Annotated in this window: 17 protein-coding genes, 1 rRNA gene, 1 pseudogene and 1 riboswitch; of the genes and pseudogenes, 14 read left to right on the top strand and 5 right to left on the bottom strand. The window is 71.0% G+C overall.

Features of this window, described 5'->3' with window-relative positions; genetic code table 11:
• From rrf to ACTWQC_RS10220, 11 genes and pseudogenes are all read left to right on the top strand, one after another.
• Positions 1 to 115 (top strand): 5S ribosomal RNA (rrf, locus tag ACTWQC_RS10270); the annotation flags it as partial.
• A 205-nt stretch (positions 116 to 320) separates the two neighbouring features.
• Entirely contained in the window at positions 321 to 929 is a 609-nt protein-coding gene (locus ACTWQC_RS10265) for a CDP-alcohol phosphatidyltransferase family protein (protein WP_443315279.1), read from the top strand.
• Between the two features lie 133 nt (positions 930 to 1,062).
• On the top strand, positions 1,063 to 3,558 hold the full coding sequence (locus ACTWQC_RS10260) for a sugar phosphate nucleotidyltransferase (protein WP_443315278.1): 2,496 nt from the start codon (positions 1,063 to 1,065) through the stop codon (positions 3,556 to 3,558).
• A 173-nt stretch (positions 3,559 to 3,731) separates the two neighbouring features.
• Positions 3,732 to 4,652, top strand: a complete 921-nt coding sequence (locus ACTWQC_RS10255) for a DUF881 domain-containing protein (RefSeq protein WP_443315277.1) — start codon at positions 3,732 to 3,734, stop codon at positions 4,650 to 4,652.
• A complete protein-coding gene (locus tag ACTWQC_RS10250; protein ID WP_019708255.1) occupies positions 4,649 to 4,981 on the top strand; it encodes a small basic family protein in 333 nt (110 codons plus the stop codon). Before ACTWQC_RS10255 ends, ACTWQC_RS10250 begins: the two co-directional genes overlap by 4 nt.
• A 5-nt stretch (positions 4,982 to 4,986) precedes the next feature.
• Entirely contained in the window at positions 4,987 to 5,949 is a 963-nt protein-coding gene (locus tag ACTWQC_RS10245; protein WP_443315276.1) for a DUF881 domain-containing protein, read from the top strand.
• Between the two features lie 80 nt (positions 5,950 to 6,029).
• Positions 6,030 to 6,921: pseudogene (locus ACTWQC_RS10240) on the top strand (FHA domain-containing protein).
• 30 nt (positions 6,922 to 6,951) lie between these two features.
• Positions 6,952 to 7,698 carry a transcriptional regulator FtsR gene (gene ftsR / locus ACTWQC_RS10235; RefSeq protein WP_443315275.1) on the top strand — a complete coding sequence of 249 codons (747 nt, stop codon included), beginning with the start codon at positions 6,952 to 6,954 and terminating at the stop codon, positions 7,696 to 7,698.
• Between the two features lie 50 nt (positions 7,699 to 7,748).
• Entirely contained in the window at positions 7,749 to 8,222 is a 474-nt protein-coding gene (locus ACTWQC_RS10230; RefSeq protein ID WP_360861600.1) for a bifunctional nuclease family protein, read from the top strand.
• A 205-nt stretch (positions 8,223 to 8,427) separates the two neighbouring features.
• A complete protein-coding gene (locus tag ACTWQC_RS10225) occupies positions 8,428 to 9,042 on the top strand; it encodes a MerR family transcriptional regulator (RefSeq protein ID WP_443315274.1) in 615 nt (204 codons plus the stop codon).
• A gap of 56 nt (positions 9,043 to 9,098) precedes the next feature.
• A complete protein-coding gene (locus ACTWQC_RS10220; RefSeq protein WP_443315273.1) occupies positions 9,099 to 10,661 on the top strand; it encodes a DNA polymerase IV in 1,563 nt (520 codons plus the stop codon).
• Here the strand turns inward: ACTWQC_RS10220 and ACTWQC_RS10215 are convergent.
• Positions 10,568 to 10,954 carry a PRC-barrel domain-containing protein gene (locus tag ACTWQC_RS10215; RefSeq protein ID WP_443315272.1) on the bottom strand — a complete coding sequence of 129 codons (387 nt, stop codon included), beginning with the start codon at positions 10,952 to 10,954 and terminating at the stop codon, positions 10,568 to 10,570. The two genes, ACTWQC_RS10220 and ACTWQC_RS10215, sit on opposite strands and share 94 nt — an antisense overlap.
• A gap of 125 nt (positions 10,955 to 11,079) precedes the next feature.
• Positions 11,080 to 11,176: riboswitch (glycine riboswitch) on the top strand.
• Between the two features lie 186 nt (positions 11,177 to 11,362).
• On the opposite strand from ACTWQC_RS10215, the gene gcvP reads away from it, so the two are divergent.
• The gene (gene gcvP / locus ACTWQC_RS10210; protein WP_443315271.1) at positions 11,363 to 14,248 is read left to right on the top strand and encodes an aminomethyl-transferring glycine dehydrogenase; all 2,886 of its coding nucleotides are present in this window, start codon (positions 11,363 to 11,365) and stop codon (positions 14,246 to 14,248) included.
• A 90-nt stretch (positions 14,249 to 14,338) separates the two neighbouring features.
• Here gcvP and ACTWQC_RS10205 read toward each other — a convergent pair whose 3' ends face one another.
• Entirely contained in the window at positions 14,339 to 14,545 is a 207-nt protein-coding gene (locus ACTWQC_RS10205) for a DUF5999 family protein (RefSeq protein ID WP_443315270.1), read from the bottom strand.
• 376 nt (positions 14,546 to 14,921) lie between these two features.
• Positions 14,922 to 15,530: a hypothetical protein gene (locus ACTWQC_RS10200; protein WP_443315269.1), complete on the bottom strand. Its 609-nt coding sequence runs from the start codon at positions 15,528 to 15,530 to the stop codon at positions 14,922 to 14,924.
• 487 nt (positions 15,531 to 16,017) lie between these two features.
• Here ACTWQC_RS10200 and ACTWQC_RS10195 point away from each other — a divergent pair, with 487 nt between their 5' ends.
• On the top strand, positions 16,018 to 17,520 hold the full coding sequence (locus ACTWQC_RS10195; protein ID WP_443315268.1) for a glutamate-cysteine ligase family protein: 1,503 nt from the start codon (positions 16,018 to 16,020) through the stop codon (positions 17,518 to 17,520).
• A 75-nt stretch (positions 17,521 to 17,595) separates the two neighbouring features.
• Here the strand turns inward: ACTWQC_RS10195 and ACTWQC_RS10190 are convergent, their stop codons facing one another.
• Entirely contained in the window at positions 17,596 to 19,365 is a 1,770-nt protein-coding gene (locus ACTWQC_RS10190; RefSeq protein ID WP_443315267.1) for a substrate-binding domain-containing protein, read from the bottom strand.
• A gap of 103 nt (positions 19,366 to 19,468) precedes the next feature.
• Here ACTWQC_RS10190 and ACTWQC_RS10185 point away from each other — a divergent pair, with 103 nt between their 5' ends.
• Positions 19,469 to 20,272: a CPBP family intramembrane glutamic endopeptidase gene (locus ACTWQC_RS10185; RefSeq protein ID WP_443315266.1), complete on the top strand. Its 804-nt coding sequence runs from the start codon at positions 19,469 to 19,471 to the stop codon at positions 20,270 to 20,272.
• A gap of 130 nt (positions 20,273 to 20,402) precedes the next feature.
• Here ACTWQC_RS10185 and ACTWQC_RS10180 read toward each other — a convergent pair whose 3' ends face one another.
• Positions 20,403 to 21,224: a PhzF family phenazine biosynthesis protein gene (locus ACTWQC_RS10180; RefSeq protein WP_443315265.1), complete on the bottom strand. Its 822-nt coding sequence runs from the start codon at positions 21,222 to 21,224 to the stop codon at positions 20,403 to 20,405.
• Positions 21,225 to 21,404: the final 180 nt, after the last annotated feature.

Below are 21,404 nucleotides of genomic sequence, written 5' to 3'. Positions count from 1 at the left end.
CGGTGGTCATTGCGTTAGGGAAACGCCCGGTTACATTCCGAACCCGGAAGCTAAGCCTTTCAGCGCCGATGGTACTGCAGGGGGGACCCTGTGGGAGAGTAGGACGCCGCCGAACAAACATTGAGCCGTGGTTCCCGGTCGGATACTCGTATTCGACCCGGGAACCACGGCTTTTCTGTATCCGCATCTGCGTCCGTATCTGCTTCCGGGCACGGCTTTCCCGTCCACCTGCGGGACGGGCAGGGCCTCTGTGCAGGTCGTCAATGCCTGCCGGTAGGGTCAGGGGGCATCGTTGGCACGTTCTTCCAGGAGGCTCCCGGGTGGAGGTCCAGGAGACGCGCGTCCAGACGGACCGTGTCCTCACCATCCCGAACATCCTCAGCATGGCGCGTCTCATTGGTGTTCCGCTCTTCCTTTGGCTGATCCTCCGGCCCGAGTTCGGCGGCCCCAAGAGCGACGGCTGGGCGCTGCTCGTGCTTGCCCTCAGCGGTGTCAGCGACTACCTGGACGGCAAGCTGGCGCGGCGGTGGAACCAGGTCAGCAGCCTGGGCCGGCTGCTGGACCCGGCCGCGGACCGGCTCTACATCCTCTCCACGCTCGTCGGTCTGACCTGGCGCGAAATCCTGCCCTTGTGGCTCACGGCCGTTTTGCTGGCCCGGGAGCTGGTCCTTCTCATCATGGTCGGGGTCCTCCGCCGTCACGGCTACCCGCCGCCGCAGGTGAACTTCCTTGGGAAGGCGGCGACGTTCAACCTCATGTACGCCTTCCCGTTGCTTCTGCTGAGTGACGGAAGTGGCTGGGTCCCCTCACTCGCTGCTATTTTCGGATGGGCGTTCGCCGGATGGGGTACAACGCTCTACTGGTGGGCAGGAATCCTGTACGTGGTTCAGGTCCGCCGACTCGTGCGGGCGGACGCCGCGGCCGACTGAGCTCGCCGATGCGGTTACACCGTATTTTCGACCGCCTTACCGCACGCCGGGGCCCGATTTGCGAGAACCGAGGGCCCATCTGGACGGGCGCAGTCGGCTTGACCGTCGTCTCTTCAAGGAGGACGCTTCCGACATGAAGGCCGTCGTGATGGCCGGTGGCGAAGGTACTCGCCTTCGTCCCATGACCTCGAGCATGCCCAAGCCGCTGCTGCCTGTGGCCAACAGGCCGATCATGGAGCACGTACTGCGGCTGCTCAAGCGGCACGGTCTCACCGAGACCGTGGTGACCGTGCAGTTCCTCGCCTCTCTCGTCAAGAACTACTTTGGCGACGGTGAGGAACTCGGCATGGAACTCACCTATGCGCATGAGGAAAAGCCACTCGGCACCGCCGGCAGTGTCAAGAATGCAGAGGAAGCGCTGAAGGACGATGCCTTCCTCGTTATTTCCGGCGATGCGCTCACTGATTTCGACCTCACGGAGCTGATCAATTTCCATAAGGAGAAGGGCGCGCTCGTCACGGTATGTCTGACGCGTGTGCCCAATCCGCTGGAATTCGGCATCACCATCGTCGACGATAACGGCCAGGTCGAGCGATTTCTCGAGAAACCCACCTGGGGCCAGGTCTTCTCCGACACCGTCAACACCGGTATCTACGTCATGGAGCCGGAGGTTTTCGACTACGTCGAGGCCGACGTGTCCGTCGACTGGTCCGGTGATGTCTTTCCTCAGCTGATGAAGGAAGGCAAGCCCATCTACGGCTACGTGGCCGAGGGTTACTGGGAGGACGTCGGCACACACGAGAGTTACGTCAAGGCGCAGGCAGACGTCCTCGAGGGCAAGGTCGAGGTCGATCTGGAGGGCTTCGAGATCTCGCCGGGCGTCTGGGTCGCCGAAGGCGCCGAGGTGCATCCCGACGCCGTTCTCCGCGGGCCGCTCTACATCGGTGACTACGCGAAGGTGGAAGCGGACGCCGAGATCCGCGAGCACACCGTCGTCGGATCGAACGTGGTCGTGAAGAGCGGCGCTTTCCTCCACAAGGCCGTTGTCCACGACAACGTCTACATCGGGCAGCAGTGCAATCTGCGCGGATGTGTGATCGGCAAGAACACCGACATCATGCGCGCCGCCCGTATCGAGGACGGTGCCGTCATCGGTGACGAGTGCCTGATCGGCGAAGAATCGATCGTCCAGGGCAATGTTCGCGTTTACCCCTTCAAGACCGTGGAGGCGGGCGCGTTCGTCAACACCTCGGTCATCTGGGAGTCCCGCGGCCAAGCGCAACTGTTCGGCGCCCGCGGCGTCTCCGGGATCCTCAATGTGGAGATCACGCCGGAGCTCGCCGTACGCCTCGCCGGTGCGTATGCGACCACACTGAAGAAGGGCTCGACCGTCACCACCGCCCGTGACCACTCGCGTGGTGCCCGCGCTCTCAAGAGGGCGGTCATCTCCGCCCTCCAGGCCAGCGCGATCGACGTACGGGACCTGGAGAACGTCCCGTTGCCCGTCGCCCGCCAGCAGACCGCCCGCGGCGGCGCCGGCGGCATCATGGTCCGTACGTCACCCGGGGTCCCGGACTCGGTCGACATCATGTTCTTCGACGAGCGGGGCGCGGACCTCTCCCAGGCCGGCCAGCGCAAGCTCGACCGGGTCTTCGCCCGACAGGAATACCGGCGGGCCTTCCCCGGCGAGATCGGCGATCTGCGCTTCCCCGCCAGCGTCTTCGACTCGTACACCGGATCGCTGCTGCGCGCCGTGGACAACAGCGGTGTCGCCGACTCCGGGCTCAAGGTCGTCGTCGACGCCTCCAACGGCAGCGCGGGCCTTGTGCTGCCCAGCCTCCTCGGCAAACTCGGCGTCGACGCCCTCACCATCAACCCCGGCCTCAACGAGTCGCGGCCGACGGAGACGGCGGACGCCCGCCGCGCCGGCCTCGTACGGCTCGGTGAGATCGTCGCGTCCGCTCGTGCCGCCTTCGGTGTCCGCTTCGACCCCGTGGGCGAGCGGATCTCGCTCGTGGACGAGCGGGGCCGGATCGTCGAGGACGACCGTGCGCTGCTGGTCATGCTCGACCTGGTCGCCGCGGAGCGGCGCAGCGGCCGCGTCGCGCTGCCCGTGACCACGACGCGGATCGCCGAGCAGGTCGCGGCCTACCACGGCACGCAGGTGGAGTGGACGACGACGTCGCCCGACGACCTCACCCGCGTCGGCCGTGACGAGACGACGATCTTCGGCGGTGACGGGCGCGGCGGCTTCATCGTGCCGGAGTTCAGCAGTGTCTTCGACGGAACGGCCGCGTTCGTACGGCTTATCGGCCTGGTGGCCCGCACGCAGCTCACGCTGAGCCAGATCGACGCCCGGATTCCGCGGGCCCACGTCCAGCGCCGTGACCTCGCCACCCCGTGGGCCGTGAAGGGACTGGTCATGCGGACGGTGGTGGAGGCGGCGGGCGACCGGTTCGTGGACACCACCGATGGCGTACGGGTCGTGGAGGCCGACGGCCGCTGGGTGATGGTGCTGCCCGACCCGGCCGAGGCCGTCACGCACCTGTGGGCCGAGGGGCCGGACGAGGCCTCGGCGCAGGCGCTCCTCGACGAGTGGTCCGCGGTGGTCGACAGCGCCGGCCGCTGACCTCCACGCACCCGTCCGCCGGCCGTAGGAGCCCTCCCAGGCTCTGCCCTGGCCGGCGGATCGGTGCGCCGCCATACGGCCCCGGTGCGGGGCGCCGCAGACACGGTGCCTCGCACCGGCGCGTCGATGGCCCCATTCGGCGGTAGCGGCCACGACGTGCGACGATGTGCGGCATGTCGCAGCAGCACCCCGCTCGGAGCTCCGCTTCGCCGCCCTCGCGCCCCGACGCCTCGATGTCGCTGCTGACCAACGTGATGGACCACAGCCTCGACGACGGCTACGTCGAGGCCGCCGCCCGGCACGAAGCCGAAGGCGGCAAGGGGCTGCCGAAGACCCTGCGCGCCCGGCTCGGGCTCGCCGCAGGCCTCGTCCTCGCCGCGGCCGTGGTGACCGTAGGCGCCGCGGAGACGCAGATATCGGCCCCGGCCCTCGCCAAGGAGCGGCAGGAGCTGATCGACCGCATCGAGAGCGACACCTCGGAAGCGGACAAGCTCCAGGAGAGCGTGGACGAGCTCAGGGATGAGGTCGGGCAGCGGCAGCGCGAGGCCCTGGAGGAGCACGGCGGCGGCGAGGGGGAGATCGTCGGCCTGCTGGCCGGGGCGGCGCCGGTGCACGGCCCCGGCGTGAAGCTGGTCGTGAACGACGCCAAGGAAGCCGACGAGGGCGGCGAAGGCCCCCGGGAGAGCAGCGGCTTCACCGACACCGGCCGCGTCCGCGACCGGGACCTGCAGCGGGTCGTCAACGGCCTGTGGGAGTCGGGGGCGGAAGCCATCGCGATCAACGGCCAGCGGCTGACGGCCCTGTCGGCGATCAGGGCCGCGGGTGACGCCATACTGGTCGACAACAAACCGCTGGTGCCGCCGTACACGGTGCTCGCGGTGGGGGACGGGCAGCGCCTGGCCGCCGACTTCCAGAGCAGCGCCGACGGGCAGTACCTGCAGGTGCTCAAGGAGAACTACGGTGTCCGCGCGAACATCTACGCGCAGGACGACGTCCGGCTGCCTGCCGCGCCCAGCCTGATCGTCCGTACCGCTAAGCCGGAAGCCGGGAGCGCGGAGAAGAGCGCCGCCGACACAGGGAAGGGCACATCGTGATCGCCGTACTGGGCCTCGTCGTGGGAGTCGTGGTGGGACTGCTGGTCCGGCCCGAGGTGCCGGCGGTGGTCGAGCCCTATCTGCCGATCGCCGTCGTCGCCGCGCTCGACGCGGTCTTCGGGGGCCTCAGGGCCATGCTGGACGGCATCTTCGACGACAAGGTCTTCGTGGTGTCGTTCCTGTCCAACGTGGTGGTCGCCGCGCTGATCGTGTTCCTCGGTGACAAGCTCGGCGTCGGCGCGCAGTTGTCCACCGGTGTCGTCGTCGTGCTGGGCATCCGCATCTTCTCCAACGCCGCCGCGATCCGCCGGCACGTGTTCCGGGCGTGAGGCCGATGAGCAACGAAGAGACACCCAGGACCCCGGAAACGCCGGAAGGCGAGCCCGAAGAGACGCCGAAGCCGGAAGGGGCTCCGGAAGCAGGGCAGACCCCGGAAGCAGGGCAGACCCCGGAAGCGGAGCGGACCCCGGAAGCGGGACGGACTCCGGAGCCGGAGGACGCCGCCGAGCAGCCCTCTCCTGAGCCGGAGGCCTCAGAGGCACCGAAAGCACCGAAAGCAACGAAGGCCCCAGAGGCGCGGCTCACCGGCCGGCAGCGGCTGGCCGCAGGCGTATGGCCGCCCCGGGTCACCCGCGCCCAACTGATCGTCGCCCTCCTGCTGTTCGTGCTCGGCCTCGGCCTGGCCATCCAGGTGCGCTCCACCACCGAGAACAGCGCGCTGCGCGGCGCCCGCCAGGAGGACCTCGTACGGATCCTGGACGAGCTCGACAACCGCACCCAGCGCCTCGAGGACGAGAAGCGCCGCCTGGAGAACCAGCGCACCGAGCTGGAGAACAGCTCGGACCAGGCCGAAGAGGCGCGCAAGCAGACGGTCCAGAAGGAGCAGCAGCTCGGCGTGCTCGCGGGCACGGTCGCGGCCGAGGGGCCCGGCATCACCATCACGGTGAGCGACGCCGGGACCGTCCAGGCGGACATGCTGCTCGACGCCATCCAGGAGCTGCGGGCCGCGGGCGCGGAGGCCATCCAGATCAACGACGTACGGGTTGTGGCCGACACGTACTTCTCCGACGCCGGGGGCGGTGTACGGGTCGACGGGAAGCGGATCACCGAGCCCTACCGCTTCAAGGTCATCGGCAAGCCGCAGGACCTCGAACCGGCGCTGAACATCCCGGGCGGAGTGGTGCAGACTCTGGAGAAGGAGCAGGCCACGGTGTCCGTCGCCCGCTCCGAGAGGATCGTCGTGGACGCCTTGCGATCGGCGGAGCGGCCTGACTACGCTCGGTTGTCATCGCAGTGAAGGGATCGCGCAGGGGCCGCGCGGCCGGTGCGCGAAGTCGCGGGGGGTCGGCGCACTACGGGGGTGGTGTGTGGTGGAAACTGTCTGAGGGTCACGGACGTTGTGAAGGTGTCCGGGTCGGCCGGGTGCGTGCAGTGAGGTTTCGTCCTGCCCCACGGGCGGGTCTGTTTCGGTCAAGGGGAATCGCCCGTGAAGTTGTTTGCGAAGTTGTTCGGCAAGAGCGCGCGTGAAGGCGGGGGCAGCGGCGCGGCCCGCCACCGCGCGGGGCGTCCCGCCCAGGAGAGCGCCGCGTCGGAGGAGCGGCCGCTGTTCCGCGACGAAATCGCGGGCTCCGGCGGCGACATTCCGGGTGGTCACGGCGCGTCTTCTGTTGACCCTGCGGCATCCGGGCGCATAGGTTTCGAGGAACGATCAACCTCAAGTACGGGTGGAGGGTTCACGGCCTTGCCTGTTTGTACGCGGTGCGGAAACCGGAATGCAGAGGCCAGCCGGTTCTGCTCCAACTGCGGAGCGCCGCTGCGCGCAGGGGCGTCGGGCGAGCGTTCCTCGGAGACGACCTCCACCATCTCGATCTCGGGTCTTGAGGCGTACGAGGCCGAGGCCACGGGCCAGACGGTGCCACCGCTGTCTCCCGAGGCACAGGCCGCCGTTGACGCCCTGCCCCTCGGCTCGGCGCTGCTGGTGGTCCGCCGCGGGCCGAACTCCGGCAGCCGCTTCCTCCTGGACGGCGACCTGACCACGGCCGGGCGCCACCCGCAGAGCGACATCTTCCTGGACGACGTGACCGTCTCCCGGCGGCATGTGGAGTTCCGCCGCGGTCCCGACGGCGGCTTCACGGTGTCCGACGTCGGCAGCCTGAACGGCACGTATGTCAACCGGGAGCGGATCGACTCGGTCCCGCTGTCCAATGGCGACGAGGTGCAGATCGGCAAGTACCGGCTGGTCTTCTACGCCAGCCAGCGGGGCATCTGACCCGTCAGGCGACCCGATCAGGGAAGGGCCATGCGTCGGACACGGTCGGGCGGTGCCGGTCCCGGCACCGCCACCCCGGCAGGCGGCGGGCTGATGAGCATCGGCGCGGTGCTCCAGCAGCTGCGCGAGGAGTTTCCCGAGGTCACCATCTCCAAAATCCGCTTCTTGGAGGCGGAGGGCCTGGTCGAGCCGCGGCGGACCCCTTCCGGCTACCGCAAGTTCAGCCCCGAGGACGTGCAGCGGCTCGCCTGCGTACTGCGCATGCAGCGGGACCACTATCTGCCGCTGAAGGTCATCCGCGAGCACCTCGACGCCCTGGAGCGCGGCGAGCAGGTCCGGCTCCCGGCCCCCGGCCGGCCGCGTGAACTGCTCGACCAGGCGCTGGAGCAGGGCGCCGGGGTCCCGGAGGGCGCCCGGGTCGGCCGCGCCGAGCTCCTCGCCGCGGCCGAGGTCGGAGAGGACGAGCTCGCCGAGTGGGAGTCGTACGGCCTGATCGCGCCGGACGGTGACGGGGGCTACGACATCGAGGCGGTCTCCGTCGCCAAGCTCGTCGCCGACCTCGGGCGCTTCGGTCTCGAGCCCCGCCACCTGCGGGTCATGAAGGCCGCCGCCGACCGGCAGGCGGACCTCGTCGAGCAGGTGGTGGCCCCGCTCAGGCGCCACCGCAACCCCCAGACCAGGAATCACGCGGAGTCCACGGCCCGCGAGCTGGCGACGCTTTCCGTACGGCTGCACGCCGCGCTCGTACAGTCCGCTCTGCGGGGCCGGCTGCACTGAAGGACGGGCCCGACTACCCAAACCGCCCGGGCACGTCCTAGGGTTGCTGTGTGAACGAGCTCGACGTCGTCGGTGTCCGGGTGGAAATGCCCTCCAACCAACCGATCGTGCTCCTGCGTGAAGTGGGAGGCGACCGCTACCTCCCCATCTGGATCGGGCCCGGGGAGGCCACCGCCATCGCCTTTGCCCAGCAGGGCATGGCGCCCGCCCGGCCGCTGACCCACGACCTTTTCAAGGACGTGCTCGAGGCCGTCGGCCAGACTCTCACCGAGGTCCGCATCACGGATCTGCGTGAGGGCGTGTTCTACGCGGAGCTGGTCTTCGCCAGCGGGGTCGAGGTCAGCGCCAGGCCGTCCGACGCCATAGCGCTCGCGCTGCGCACCGGCACGCCCATCTACGGCAGCGACGGTGTGCTGGACGACGCGGGAATCGCCATCCCGGACGAGCAGGAGGACGAGGTCGAGAAGTTCCGCGAGTTCCTCGACCAGATCTCGCCCGAGGACTTCGGCACCAACAGGGAGTGAGCCGGGGCCGGGGAGGCCGGGGAATCAGCCGGATCGGCCGCCCGACCGGCGCGCGGCCAGGCCAATCGGCTAGCCCTTCCCCCGAAGAGGTCACGAGAAACCACCCTTAGGGTGATTATCACTCGGCGTGGCGAGTGTGGCGATCGTTGACGCACCCGGGGTGACTGCCTACCGTCGAGAAGGCAGGTCAAGGACGGAGGTCGGCGTGAGCAGCACCGGCGACGGTACAGCGGCGGGCGGTCCCATTCCGCTCCACGGACGTGCGTCCGACCCCACCATCCGGCGGCACAGCGCAGCGGCTCCGGACAGCGTGGCCCCTGACCAGTCCGATCTGATCGGCTACCGCGGACCCACCGCCTGCGCGGCGGCGGGCATCACGTACCGCCAGCTGGACTACTGGGCGCGTACCGGACTCGTCGAACCCAGCGTCCGGCCGGCGTACGGCTCGGGCACCCAGCGGCTCTACAGCTTCCGGGACGTCGTCGTCCTGAAGATCGTGAAGCGCTTCCTGGACACCGGCGTCTCGCTGCAGAACATCCGTGCGGCCGTCCAGCACCTGCGCGCCAAGGAGCGAGCCGACCTCGCCCAGATGACGCTCATGAGCGACGGCGCGACCGTCTACGAGTGTTCGTCCCCGGACGATGTGGTGAGTCTGCTCCAGGGCGGACAGGGCATCTTCGGCATCGCGGTCGGCGTGGTCTGGCGGGACGTGGAGGACGCCCTGTCCCAGCTTCACGGCGAGCGGGTGGACACCGGAGAGACGCTCGTCGGGCACAACCCGGCCGACGAGCTCGCCCGTCGCCGCAACCGGGCCGTCTGACCCGCCGCAGCCCCGTACACGGCCTGTTGTCAGTGCCGTAGGGCAGCATCGGTGGTGTGAGGTCCGCACCGACCATCCTGCATCTCGACATGGACGCGTTCTTCGCCGCGGTGGAGCAGGCGGCCAAGCCGAGCCTGCGCGGCAAGCCGGTGGTGGTCGGCGGCATCGGTCCGCGCGGCGTGGTGGCCACGGCGTCGTACGAGGCGCGGGTCTTCGGGGTGCACTCCGCCATGGCGACCGGCCAGGCCCGGCGGCTGTGCCCGAACGCCGCCTATCTCGCTCCGCGCTTCACGCTGTACCGCCAGGTCAGCGACGCGGTCATGGAGCTGCTGCACGGGCTGTCCCCGCTGGTCGAGCCGCTGAGCCTGGACGAGGCTTTCGTCGACCTCGAGGCCGGCGGGGTGGCGGCGTCGGCGGACGCCGCGCGCGAGATGGGGGAGCGGCTGCGGCGCGACATCCGGGCCGTCACCGGCCTCACGGGCTCGGTGGGCCTCGCCGGGTCGAAGATGCTCGCCAAGATCGCCTCCGAGCAGGCGAAACCGGACGGACTGGTGCTCATTGCGCCCGGCACGGAGCGTGAGCTGCTGGCGCCCATGACGGTCCGCACCCTCCCGGGCGTCGGTCCGGCCACCGCCGAGCATCTGCGCAGGGCCGGGATCCACAGCGTGGGTGAGATGGCCGAGGCGGGGGAGGACGAGCTGGTCCGGCTGCTGGGCAAAGCGCACGGCAGCTCGCTGCACGCCATGGCCCTGGGCCTCGACGACCGGCCTGTGGTCGCGGAGCGGGACGCCAAGTCCGTGTCCGTCGAGGACACCTTCGACGTCGATCTGCACGACAGGGCGCGGGTGCGGGGCGAGGTCGCGCGGCTCGCCGACCGGTGCGTGCGACGGCTGCGCTCGGCGGGCCGGTCGGGCCGTACGGTCGTGCTGAAGGTCCGGCGCTACGACTTCTCGACGCTCACCCGCTCCGAGACGCTGCGCGGGCCCACCGACGACCCCGCGGTGATCCGGGAGGCCGCCGCGCGGCTCATCGAGACCGTGGACACCACGGGCGGCGTACGGCTGCTCGGCGTCGGGGTCAGCGGGCTCGCCGACTTCACGCAGGAGGACCTGTTCGCGCAGGCCGCGACGGCGGAGACGGCCCACGCGGGGGAGACACCGGGGCCGGAAGCGGAGGCCGGCGGCGCGGAACCGGAGACCGCGGGTGGGGGTACGCCCCCAGCTACCACTGGGGGGACCCCCACCCATGCCGAAGGCTATGGGGGAGCGCCACCCGGGGCGGAGGAAGCGGCGCCGGAGCCCGGCCACAGGCGCTGGGTGCCGGGCCATGACGTCCGGCATGCGGAGTTCGGACCTGGCTGGGTGCAGGGCAGCGGGGTCGGGAAGGTCACCGTGCGCTTCGAACAGCCGTGGTCGGCGCCTGGGCGGGTGCGCACGTTCCCCGTGGACGACCCCGGCCTGGAGCCGTCCGAGCCTCTGCCTCTGGTGTCACCCGAGGACCGGGACGCGGACGCGTACGCGGGCGATCAGTCGCCGTCCCCGGCGATACGGCCGAAGTCCTGGTCGCCGTCGTCCCCGTCGTCCTGGCCGCTGCCCGGAGCGGACGCGTCGAGCCCGTAGTGGTGGTAGAGCTGCAGCTCCTGCTCCGGCGAGAGGTGCCGCCCCACGCCGAAGTCGGGAGCGTCCTTGATCAGAGACCGGTGGTAGGGGACCCGCAGGGTGTCGTCGACGACCTCGCTGGGCTCCAGCGGTACGAACGCGTCGCGCCCGAACAGGCCGGTGCGCACGGCGGCCCACTCAGGACGCCCTGTGGCGTCATCCAGATACACCTCGTCCACGGTGCCGATCTTCGCTCCGTCCAGGTCGAACGCCTTGCGTCCTATCAGGCTCCGCGGATCGATATCGGACTGCACGCTGCCCTCCAACTCCTCGTACGTCCTCTATGAGACAACGAAAGGCCACATCTCGTGCCTCGGCCACTCGGCGTCCTGCGGGTCACGCCCGGCGTGAGGCGCGCTGGTAGGCTGACAGCGGCTGCAGACCCCGTGCGGGAGAGTCCTCCGCTGCAAGGCCGGAGGCGCCGAAGGAGCAAATCCTCCCCGGAATCTCTCAGGCACCCGTACCGCACGGACGAGGTCACTCTGGAAAGCAGGGCGGGCGTCGGACGGAATGTGCCGGAACCCCTCCTCACCGACGGTGAAAGCCGGGCCGCCCAGGCGGACCGGTGAAGCTCTCAGGTTGAGATGACAGAGGGGGAGGCCGTCCGGGTACTCGTGCAGTGGTACCCCTCGCAGGTCGAGTCGACCAGGAGGCCTCCGCAGATGACCGCCAACCGCATCCCACTCTCCCGGCTGGAGCGTGGCATCCCCTTCGAGCAGCGCCACATCGGCCCCGATGCCGGGGCCCAGGCGAAGATGCTCGCCCAGGTCGGCTACGGCTCGCTCGACGAACTCACCGCCGCCGCCGTGCCCGACGTGATCAAGAGCGCCGGGGCGCTGGACCTGCCGGAGGCGCGCGGGGAGGGCGACGTCCTCGCCGAGCTGCGCGGGCTCGCCGACCGCAACGAGGTGCTGGCCCCGATGATCGGGCTCGGCTACTACGGCACCTTCACCCCGCCGGTGATCCTCCGCAACGTCCTGGAGAACCCGGCCTGGTACACCGCCTACACGCCGTACCAGCCGGAGATCTCGCAGGGCCGCCTCGAGGCGCTGCTGAACTTCCAGACCGTCGTCGCCGACCTGACGGGTCTGCCGACCGCGGGTGCCTCGCTGCTCGACGAGGCCACCGCCGCCGCCGAGGCCGTGGCCCTCTCCCGCCGCGTCGGCGAGGTCAAGGACGGGGTCTTCCTCATCGACGCCGACTGTCTCCCGCAGACCATCGCCGTCATCGAGACCCGCGCCGAGCCGACCGGCGTCGAGGTCGTCGTCGCCGACCTGTCCGGCGGCATTCCGGCGGAGGCCGCCGAGCGCGGTGTCTTCGGCGTGCTGCTGCAGTACCCGGGCGCCTCCGGGCAGGTGCGGGACCTGCGGCCGGTGATCGAGCAGGCCCACGAGCTGGGCGCGGTCGTCACCGTCTCCGCCGACCTCCTCGCCCTCACCCTGCTCACCTCGCCCGGCGACCTGGGCGCGGACATCGCCGTCGGCACCAGCCAGCGCTTCGGCGTCCCGATGGGCTTCGGCGGCCCGCACGCCGGCTACATGTCCGTACGCTCGACGTTCGCCCGCAGCCTGCCGGGCCGGCTCGTCGGAGTCTCCGTGGACGCGGACGGCGACAAGGCGTACCGGCTGGCCCTGCAGACCCGCGAGCAGCACATCCGCCGCGAGAAGGCCACGAGCAACATCTGCACCGCGCAGGTGCTGCTCGCCGTCATGGCCGGGATGTACGCCGTCTACCACGGCCCGGACGGGCTGGCGGGCATCGCCCGGCGGACCCACCGCTACGCCGCGCTGCTCGCCGAGGGTCTGCGGGCGGGCGGCGTGGAGATCGTCCACGGCTCGTACTTCGACACCCTGACCGCCCGCGTCCCCGGGCGGGCCGCCGGCGTCGTGGCCGCCGCCCGCGAGGCCGGGGTCAATCTGCGCGAGATCGACGCGGACCTGGTCGGCATCGCCTGCGACGAGACCACCGACCGGGACCAGCTGGCCGCGGTGTGGGGCGCCTTCGGCGTCGAGGCGGACGTGGAGGCGCTGGACGCGACCGTGGAGGATGCGCTGCCGGAGGCGCTGCTGCGCACCGACGAGTACCTCACGCACCCGGTCTTCCGCCAGCACCGCTCCGAGACCGCGATGCTGCGCTACCTGCGCAAGCTGGCCGACCGGGACTACGCGCTCGACCGCGGCATGATCCCGCTGGGCTCCTGCACCATGAAGCTCAACGCGACGACGGAGATGGAGCCGGTCACCTGGCCCGAGTTCGGGGCGCTGCACCCGTTCGCGCCCGTCGAGCAGGCCGAGGGCTATGTGACGCTGATTCGCGAGCTCGAGGAGCGGCTCGCCGAGGTCACCGGCTACGACAAGGTGTCGATCCAGCCGAACGCGGGCTCCCAGGGCGAGCTGGCGGGACTGCTGGCCGTACGGGCGTACCACCGCGCCAACGGCGACGAGCAGCGCACCATCTGCCTCATCCCGTCCTCCGCGCACGGCACCAACGCCGCCAGCGCCGTGATGGCGGGCATGAAGGTCGTCGTGGTGAAGACCGGCGAGGACGGCGACGTCGACGTCGAGGACCTGCGCGCCAAGATCGAGCAGTACGGCGACCAGCTGTCCGTGCTCATGGTCACCTACCCGTCCACGCACGGCGTGTTCGAGGAGCACATCACCGACATCTGCGCGGCGGTGCACGACGCGGGCGGCCAGGTGTACGTGGACGGCGCCAACCTCAACGCGCTGCTCGGTCTCGCGAAGCCCGGCCACTTCGGCGGCGACGTCTCGCACCTCAACCTGCACAAGACCTTCTGCATCCCGCACGGCGGGGGCGGCCCGGGCGTCGGCCCGGTCGGCGTGCGCGCCCACCTCGCGCCGTACCTGCCGAACCACCCGCTCCAGCCGGCCGCGGGGCCCGAGACGGGGGTCGGCCCCATCTCGGCCGCGCCGTGGGGCTCCGCGGGCATCCTGCCCATCTCCTGGGCGTACGTCCGGCTGATGGGGGCGGAGGGTCTGCGCAGGGCCACCCAGGTCGCGGTCCTCGGCGCCAACTACATCGCCAAGCGCCTCGAACCGCACTACCCCGTGCTCTACACCGGCCCGAACGGTCTGGTCGCGCACGAGTGCATCGTCGACCTGCGCCCGCTCACCAAGGCGACCGGCGTCACCGTCGACGACGTCGCCAAGCGGCTGATCGACTACGGCTTCCACGCTCCGACGATGTCGTTCCCGGTGGCCGGGACGCTGATGATCGAGCCGACCGAGAGCGAGGACCTCGCCGAGCTGGACCGGTTCTGCGAGGCCATGATCGCGATTCGCGGGGAGATCGAGCGGGTCGGCTCGGGCGAGTGGCCCGCGGACGACAACCCGCTGCGGGGGGCCCCGCACACGGCGGCCGCCCTGGCCGGCGAATGGGAGCGGCCGTACAGCCGCGAGACTGCGGTCTTCCCGGCCGGTGTCACGGCCGCGGACAAGTACTGGCCGCCGGTGCGCCGGATCGACGGGGCCTACGGCGACCGCAACCTGGTCTGCTCGTGCCCGCCCCTGGAGGAGTACGACGCCTGACACGCATCGGGGCCGGTTCGGCGATTTCCGCCGGGCCGGCCCCTGTGTTTCCGGGTCTTTCTGGTGGTACCGCCTACCGCCGTGCCGCCGTCACGCCGCAGTCATCACATGCTCGGAGCCGAGCGGCCGGTGCGGGGCGATGATCTGCCCGTCCGGCAGCAGCTCACCGGTGTCCTCGAAGAACAGGACGCCATTGCACAGCAGGCTCCAGCCCTGCTCCGGGTGGTGCGCCACGATCTGGGCGGCCTCCCGGTCGGCGGAGTCGGCTGACGGGCACGGTGACTGGTGCTGGCACATGGGTGGGTTCTTTCGCTGTGGTGTGGTGAGTGTCCTGCTGCTCGATGCGGTGTCCATACCGCCCCCCGTATCTCTCGGATCGGTCCCAGTCTTGCCCTACGGGCGCAATTCCGCAGGCATTTCGCGGCAGCTGTCCTCACTGGAAGGGACGCGTCACCCGGGCGGACGGTTCACCGTAGTCCCGCGGTCTCTTCGGGGGGTCTTGTGTGGTCACACCAGGCTAGTCCGGTTGGGCGGTGGCGCTTGGGGCGGCGTTTATGGTGGTGCGCCCCGCGCATTGAGCGCCGAGCCCGCACAACGAGCGCCCAAAGCGAGCGCCCCGCGACCACGGGGTCGCGGGGCACGCTCATGCCGCACACAGCTGGGGTCCTCAAGGTCAGGCGGGCGACCCCATGGCAGCTTGGCCCATGCCCATCAGCGGGGGCGGCGAGAGCCGGAGGGTGAGCACGGGCAGCAACTCCGCGACCCGGTGCGTCCGGTGCGCGGCGATGCCCGGAGGCGCCGGGGCGAGCGGCACCAGCAGGTCGTTCGGCGCGGGCGCGCCCTCGGCGGCGTCGGCCGTGGTGTCCTCGTGGAGCCACAGCGTGAGCATGTAGAGCTCGGGTACGGACAGCAGCCGCGGCTGGTACGCGGCGGGCAGCGTCTCGGCGTGCCGCAGCGCACGCTCGGTGGACGTCACGTAAGGACCCTCGAAGAAGTGCGAGAAGGCCCAGCCGTCCGGGGTCAGCATCGTCTCGGCCGCCGCCACCGCGCGGTCGCCGCCGCGGACCAGGAAGCGCCACCCGGCGAGCCGGGTGCGCGGCGTGCCCCGCCGGGCGGTGATGCGGTCGAGGACATGGACGGGCAGCGGGAGTTCGGGAGTCAGCGGCCCGGGTACGGACCGCAGGGCGGGCGTGCGCGGATCGCGGACCGCGGTGGGCGAGCTGAGGGCCGCAAGGGCGCTGCGCAGGGCGGGCTTGGGTGCCGGGGGAACAAGCAGCGGCATGGTGGTCGCCTCTCACTTGGGAGACACGTGGTGCGGGGCGGTGCGGACGGCGGTGTCAGCAGGTGCGGGGTCAGAGGGGGCCGGTGGATCGAAATGCCGGCGGTGCACACTCTCTGCCCTCTTTCGCGGAGTTTAACTGACGTATGTTCACTCGGTGTTTCGACTAGCTGTCGTCGGCATTGCGGGCAAGGTCGTATTCGGTCCTTGCTCCGAGTGGGTTACGCCTATTCTGTCCGCCCCTCCGGCTCCCTGCCTCGTGCTATGGCCCGTGAGCGGTAGGCCGATTCCCGCCGGTGTTTTTCACGTGAGCAATGCGCGGGGCCCGGGACAGGACGCTATGCCGATGGAATGTGCCGCGGTGCGTGTAGTCACGAGCGTAGCGGGCATGCGGTGTCCGGCGGGCGTTATCGATCACATTGCCTGGGCATCATCGACCCTGACGCCGTGGCCGGTACCGCGGTCGGCCCACTCGAGGAGGGACGCTTCGATGGGGGAGAAGGTCGTGGCAGGCGGGTTCGACCTGTCCGATCGGCAGCGCTATCGGCGCAAACTGCGGCAGTGTCTCGAGGGCCTCGAGCGACTGCTGGAGGAGAAGCGGTTCGACCGGCCCAAGAATCTCATGGGGCTGGAGATCGAGCTGAATCTCGCGGGCGCCGACGGGATGCCGTGCATGATGAATGCGGAAGTACTGGAACGCATCTCCAGCGGCGATTTCCAGACCGAGCTCGGCCAGTTCAATCTTGAAGTGAATATCGTGCCGCACCGTATGTCGGGGCGGGTCCTCGACCGGCTCGCCGAGGAGCTCCGTACCGGTCTGGCGTACGCCGACCGCAAGGCGCGCGAGGTGTCCGCGGAGATCGTGATGGTCGGCATTCTGCCCACCCTCACCGCGCAGCACCTGGTGTCCTCGAACCTCTCCGAGGTCGACCGTTACATGCTGCTCAACGACCAGATCCTGGCGGCGCGCGGGGAGGAGATCGCCCTCGACATCGAGGGCGTGGAGCGGCTGACCTACCGCAGCGGCTCGATCGCCCCCGAGGCCGCCTGCACCTCCGTGCAGCTGCACCTCCAGGTGACGCCCGGGCGGTTCGCTGCCGTGTGGAACGCCGCGCAGGCGGTGGCCGCGGTGCAGATCGCGATGGGCGCCAACTCCCCCTTCCTCTTCGGCCGCGAGCTGTGGCGCGAGTCGAGACCGCCGCTGTTCCAGCAGGCCACCGACACCCGGCCGCCCGAGCTCAGGGCACAGGGCGTGCGGCCGCGGACCTGGTTCGGCGAACGCTGGATCACTGGCGCGTACGACCTCTTCGAGGAGAACTTCCGCTACTTCCCCGCCCTGCTGCCCATCTGCGGCGAGGAGGACCCGATGAGCGTCCTCGACGAGGGCCGCATACCCGAGCTGCAGGAACTGGTCCTGCACAACGGCACCGTCTACCGCTGGAACCGGCCTGTCTATGCGGTCGCCGAGGGCGTGCCGCACCTGCGGGTGGAGAACCGCGTCCTGCCCGCGGGCCCCACCGTCACCGACGTCATCGCCAACACCGCCTTCTACTACGGGCTCGTCCGCGCCCTCGCCGAGGAGCCGCGCCCCGTCTGGTCGAAGCTGTCGTTCGCCGAGGCGTCCGACAACTTCGACGCCGCCTGCCGCTACGGCATCGACGCCACGCTGCGCTGGCCGCGCCCCGGCCGCTCGGGGAGCGTGTCCGAGCTGCCCGCCGTCCGCCTCGTACGGGACGAGCTGCTGCCGCTCGCCGCAGCCGGGCTCGACGGGTGGGGCGTGGAACCGGCCGACCGGGACTTCTACCTGGGCGTCATCGAGGAGCGCTGCAGGCGCCGGGTGAACGGCGCCTCCTGGCAGGCCGCGACCTTCCACCGGGGGCTGGACGGCGGCCTCGGCAGGGAGGCCGCGCTGGCCGCGACCACCCGCCGTTACTGCGAGCTGATGCGCGCCGGCGAGCCCGTGCACACCTGGCCGGTGGCCTTTCCGGGCTGAAACGTCTCTCCCGCGGACCGGGGCCGGGGCTCGGGGCCACAGGACCGGGGCTGGGGGCCACGGGCGCAGAACGCGTCAGCGGCTTCCGGCGGACATGATCGCCTTGAGGAGCACCTGGTGGATCTCCGCCGGGTCCACGACCTGGTGCGCGGAGCCGCCCGTCGCCGCCGCGATCTGCTCGCACGACCGCTTGTCGGCGTCGGGCCCGACCGCGATGGCGATCAGCGGCACCGGACGCTGCGGATCGGCGAGTTCCCTCAGCTCTTCGACCAAGGCTTTGCGGGAAATGGATCCGGGGTCCTGGTTGGCGCCGTCGGTCAGCAGCACGACGGCGTTGAACCGGTCCTTCGCGTATGACGCGTTGGCGTCCCGGTAGACCGCGAGCACCGTGTCGTACAGCCCCGTCGGGCCGTCGGGCACCGGAGCGAGACCGGTGAAGGCCGCGGCCAGCCGGTCCCGGTGCGTGGCGCCACCGGCCGTACGCTCGCCCAGCCGCTCCGTGCCCACCAGCCTGCGGTAGTCGCGGTCGCCGTCCAACTGACGCGCGAACTCCCACAGCCCGATCTCGTCCTTCGGCGTGAAGGTGGCGAGGGCCTGGAGCAGCGAGGCCTTGGTGACGTCCATCCGTGTCTGGCCGTTCCGGCCGGGCACGGGCGCGGACATGGAGTCCGAGGCGTCCACCACGGTGGTCAGCCGCGCGCTCTGGACCGTGATCGTCCATAGGCTGAGCGTCGCCCGCACCTCCTCTGCGGTCGGCGGCTCCGCGGGCGTGGCGGCGTACGGCTGCGGGGCCCGCGCACCCGCCGCGCGGACCACCCCGGGTTCGGGTGGCCCGCCGCCCGTGCGGAATCCGTGCTCGCGCAGCACCTCGAGGCTGTCTCCGGTGCCGAGCAGCGTCATGAAGCGGGTCGCGGCCCGCGTCTGGCCGGCGGTCAGAGTGTCCTCGCCGACCAGGGTGTACGGGTAGTCGAGCAGCGCGCTGCCGTCCTCGGGGTAGAACAGCCGGAGGTCCGGTCCGAGGTGACCGCCCTGGTTGTGGGCGTGGGCCGCCTGCTCGGACACGATCAGCGCCGGGTTCCCGCGCGGATCGCCCTTCTCCGCCCCGGAGTCGGCGCGCGGGAGGGTGGCCAGGACCTCCTCGTCGCCGTCCGCGGCGTGCCCGGCGAGCAGCTTGGCCGTCGCCGCGACCAGCGTGTCGGAACTGGGATCCCGCTTCTCCGCTGAGGCGCCGATCCGGGCGAGGGCGAGCACCCCGGTGGCGCTGCGGGCCGGGTCGGCCGCTCCCAGCCGCAGATCCGCCTTCCCGGCGGCCTTGGTCAGCTCCGTCCAGGTGTACGTCCTGCGGGGCCAGCCCAGCTTCTCCGCGGCGGAGGGGACCGTGGCGAGGGCGAGCGGCGAGGAGGCGACGTTGCCGCCGTCGCCGAGCGAGGGGCCGGTGCCCGACGCCAGGACCCGTTCGACCCACACGCTGGAGTCCGGCAGCCAGACCTCGTAGCCGGGGCGGGCGCCGCGCCGGCTCAGCTCGCCCGCGACCTCGTACCCCGGGCGGGCGGTGACCCGTACGTCCAGGCAGCGGCCGTCCGTACGGACACCGTCGGCCCGGGCCCGGCCGGCGACGATGCGCAGGGCAGGCGCGATGTCGGGCGAGGCGACCACGCGCAGGGGCATGGTCTCGCCGTCGCAGGAGCCGTCGAAGGACAGCAGGTCGCCGCGGAGCGCGGCGACGGTGCCCGCGGTCACGGCCAGGACGAGGGCGGTGGAGATCGCTACGGTACGACGGCGGGCGCGGGTTCTGGCCCCCGTGCCACCGGGCGCCGAGTCGTCGGGCAAGCTGTGTCGTCCCATGGGTCTCCTCCCGGCCTGTCGTGGCGATCTTCGTACTTGTTTTCGAGACCATAGCGGCGCGGGAACGGGGATGAGGCGGGATTGTGGAGAACTGGAGGCGGGTGTGCAGGCAGAGTCCGGCAGGGTGGCCGATTCCTTCCCCGGTGAGCGGCTGTCGCCCCGCTTGCTGCGCGACGAGACGCTGCTGGTGCTCGCTCTGTCGGTGGGTGCGAGCGCGGTATCCGCACTGATCAGCTTTGTCGGCGCGGCGACGAAGCCGGGGGGTCTGCGGGACCAGGCCGCCACGCTCAACGCCTCCGCCGCGCCCGGGCGGCCGTGGCTGGATCTCGCCTGGCAGGTCTTCGGGATCGCGACCGCGCTGGTGCCCGTCCTGCTCGTCGCGCACCTGCTGCTGCGGGAGGGCGCGGGGGGCCTGCGGGCGATCGGCCTCGACCGGCGCAGGCCCCGTTTCGACCTCGGTGCCGGGGCCGGTATCGCGGCGGCGATCGGCGGCACCGGCCTCGCCTTCTATCTCGCCGTGCGGGCCGCGGGCTTCAACCTCACGGTCGTGCCGGAGTCGCTGCCCGACGTGTGGTGGAAGATCCCGGTGCTGATCGCCTCGGCCATCCAGAACTCGCTGCTGGAGGAGGTGGTCGTGGTCGGCTATCTGCTGCGCAGGCTCGGGCAGCTGGGGTGGACGCCGGCGGCCTCGCTCGCGGCGAGCGCCGGGCTGCGCGGGCTGTACCACCTCTACCAGGGCATCGGCGGGCTCGTCGGGAACATGGTGATGGGCGTCGTGTTCGTGCTGCTCTACCGCAGGTGGGGGCGGGTCGGGCCGCTGGTGGCGGCCCATGCGCTGATCGACATCGTGGCGTTCGTCGGCTACGCGCTGCTGGCGGGGAAGGTGAGCTGGCTGCCGACGGGCTGACGCGACCATCGGTGGGTGGGTGCGGCTCGTTCGGCCTCCCCTCCCGCCAATCGCTGGGTGGAGGAGCCGAGCGGACCGCGGCCGAAGATGCGCCTCGTGAGCCGAAGATGCGTCTCGTACGTCCCAAGTCCTAGGCGATGGCGTGCAGTTCGCCGTCGATGACGGTGACCGCGGTTCCGGTGAGGAGTGTGCGGTCGCCGCGCAGGGCGGTGCGTACGAGTCCGGTGCGGGCCGAGGCCTGGAGGCCGGTGAGCTCGTCGCGGCCGAGCCGCTCGGACCAGAAGGGCGCGAGGGCGGTGTGGGCGCTGCCCGTGACCGGGTCCTCGTCGATGCCGACGGCCGGGGCGAAGAAGCGCGAGACGAAGTCGTAGCCACGGGTGGGGTCTTCGGCCCTGGCGGTCGCGATGACGCCGCGGTGGCCGAGGCGCGCGACGGCCGCGAGGTCGGGCGCCAGGGCCCGGACCGTCTTCTCGTCGGCCAGCTCGACGAGCAGATCCCCGACGTTCGGGCCGGTGTCATGGGCGGAGAGGACGTCCGTGCCGAGCGCGGCGACGGCGCTGTCCGGCACGTCGAGCGCGGTCAGCGGTGCGGTCGGGAAGTCCAGGGTGATCGAGCCGTCGTCGGCGGCGGTCGCGGTGAGGACGCCGCTGCGCGTGGCGAAGCGGACGGTGCCGCTCGCGATGCCCGCGGTGTGCAGGACGTGGGCGGTCGCAAGCGTGGCGTGGCCGCACAGGTTGACCTCGGTCGCGGGCGTGCACCAGCGCAGCGCCCAGTCGGCCTCGCCGCCCTGGGGGAGCGGGTGCGCGAAGGCCGTCTCGGGGAGGTTGACCTCCGCGGCGACGCGCTGCAGCCAGGCGTCGTCGGGGAAGCCGCCGGAGTCCAGGAGGAGCACGCCGGCCGGGTTTCCGGCGAAGGGGCGGTCGGTGAAGGCGTCGACGATACGGATGCGCATGAGCGTGAGCGTAGGGCGCGGGAGGCGCCGGGGGACAAGGCCAATTCCGAGTCGCTGGCCCTGGCCGGCCCTGTTGGCCTCGTCTCGGGGGCCTGGGTGGGTGCGGGCCGGCGGCCGGGTCCACGGGCCTTGTCGTTCGAGTGTTCACGATATATCGTTGAAGCATCGCGACAGATCAAC

This window comes from Streptomyces sp. 8N616, from assembly GCF_052246385.1.
In the GTDB taxonomy this organism is placed as follows: Bacteria; Actinomycetota; Actinomycetes; order Streptomycetales; family Streptomycetaceae; genus Streptomyces.
The sequence above is the reverse complement of the archived record's forward strand: the minus strand, read 5'-3'. Positions and strand labels throughout refer to the sequence as shown.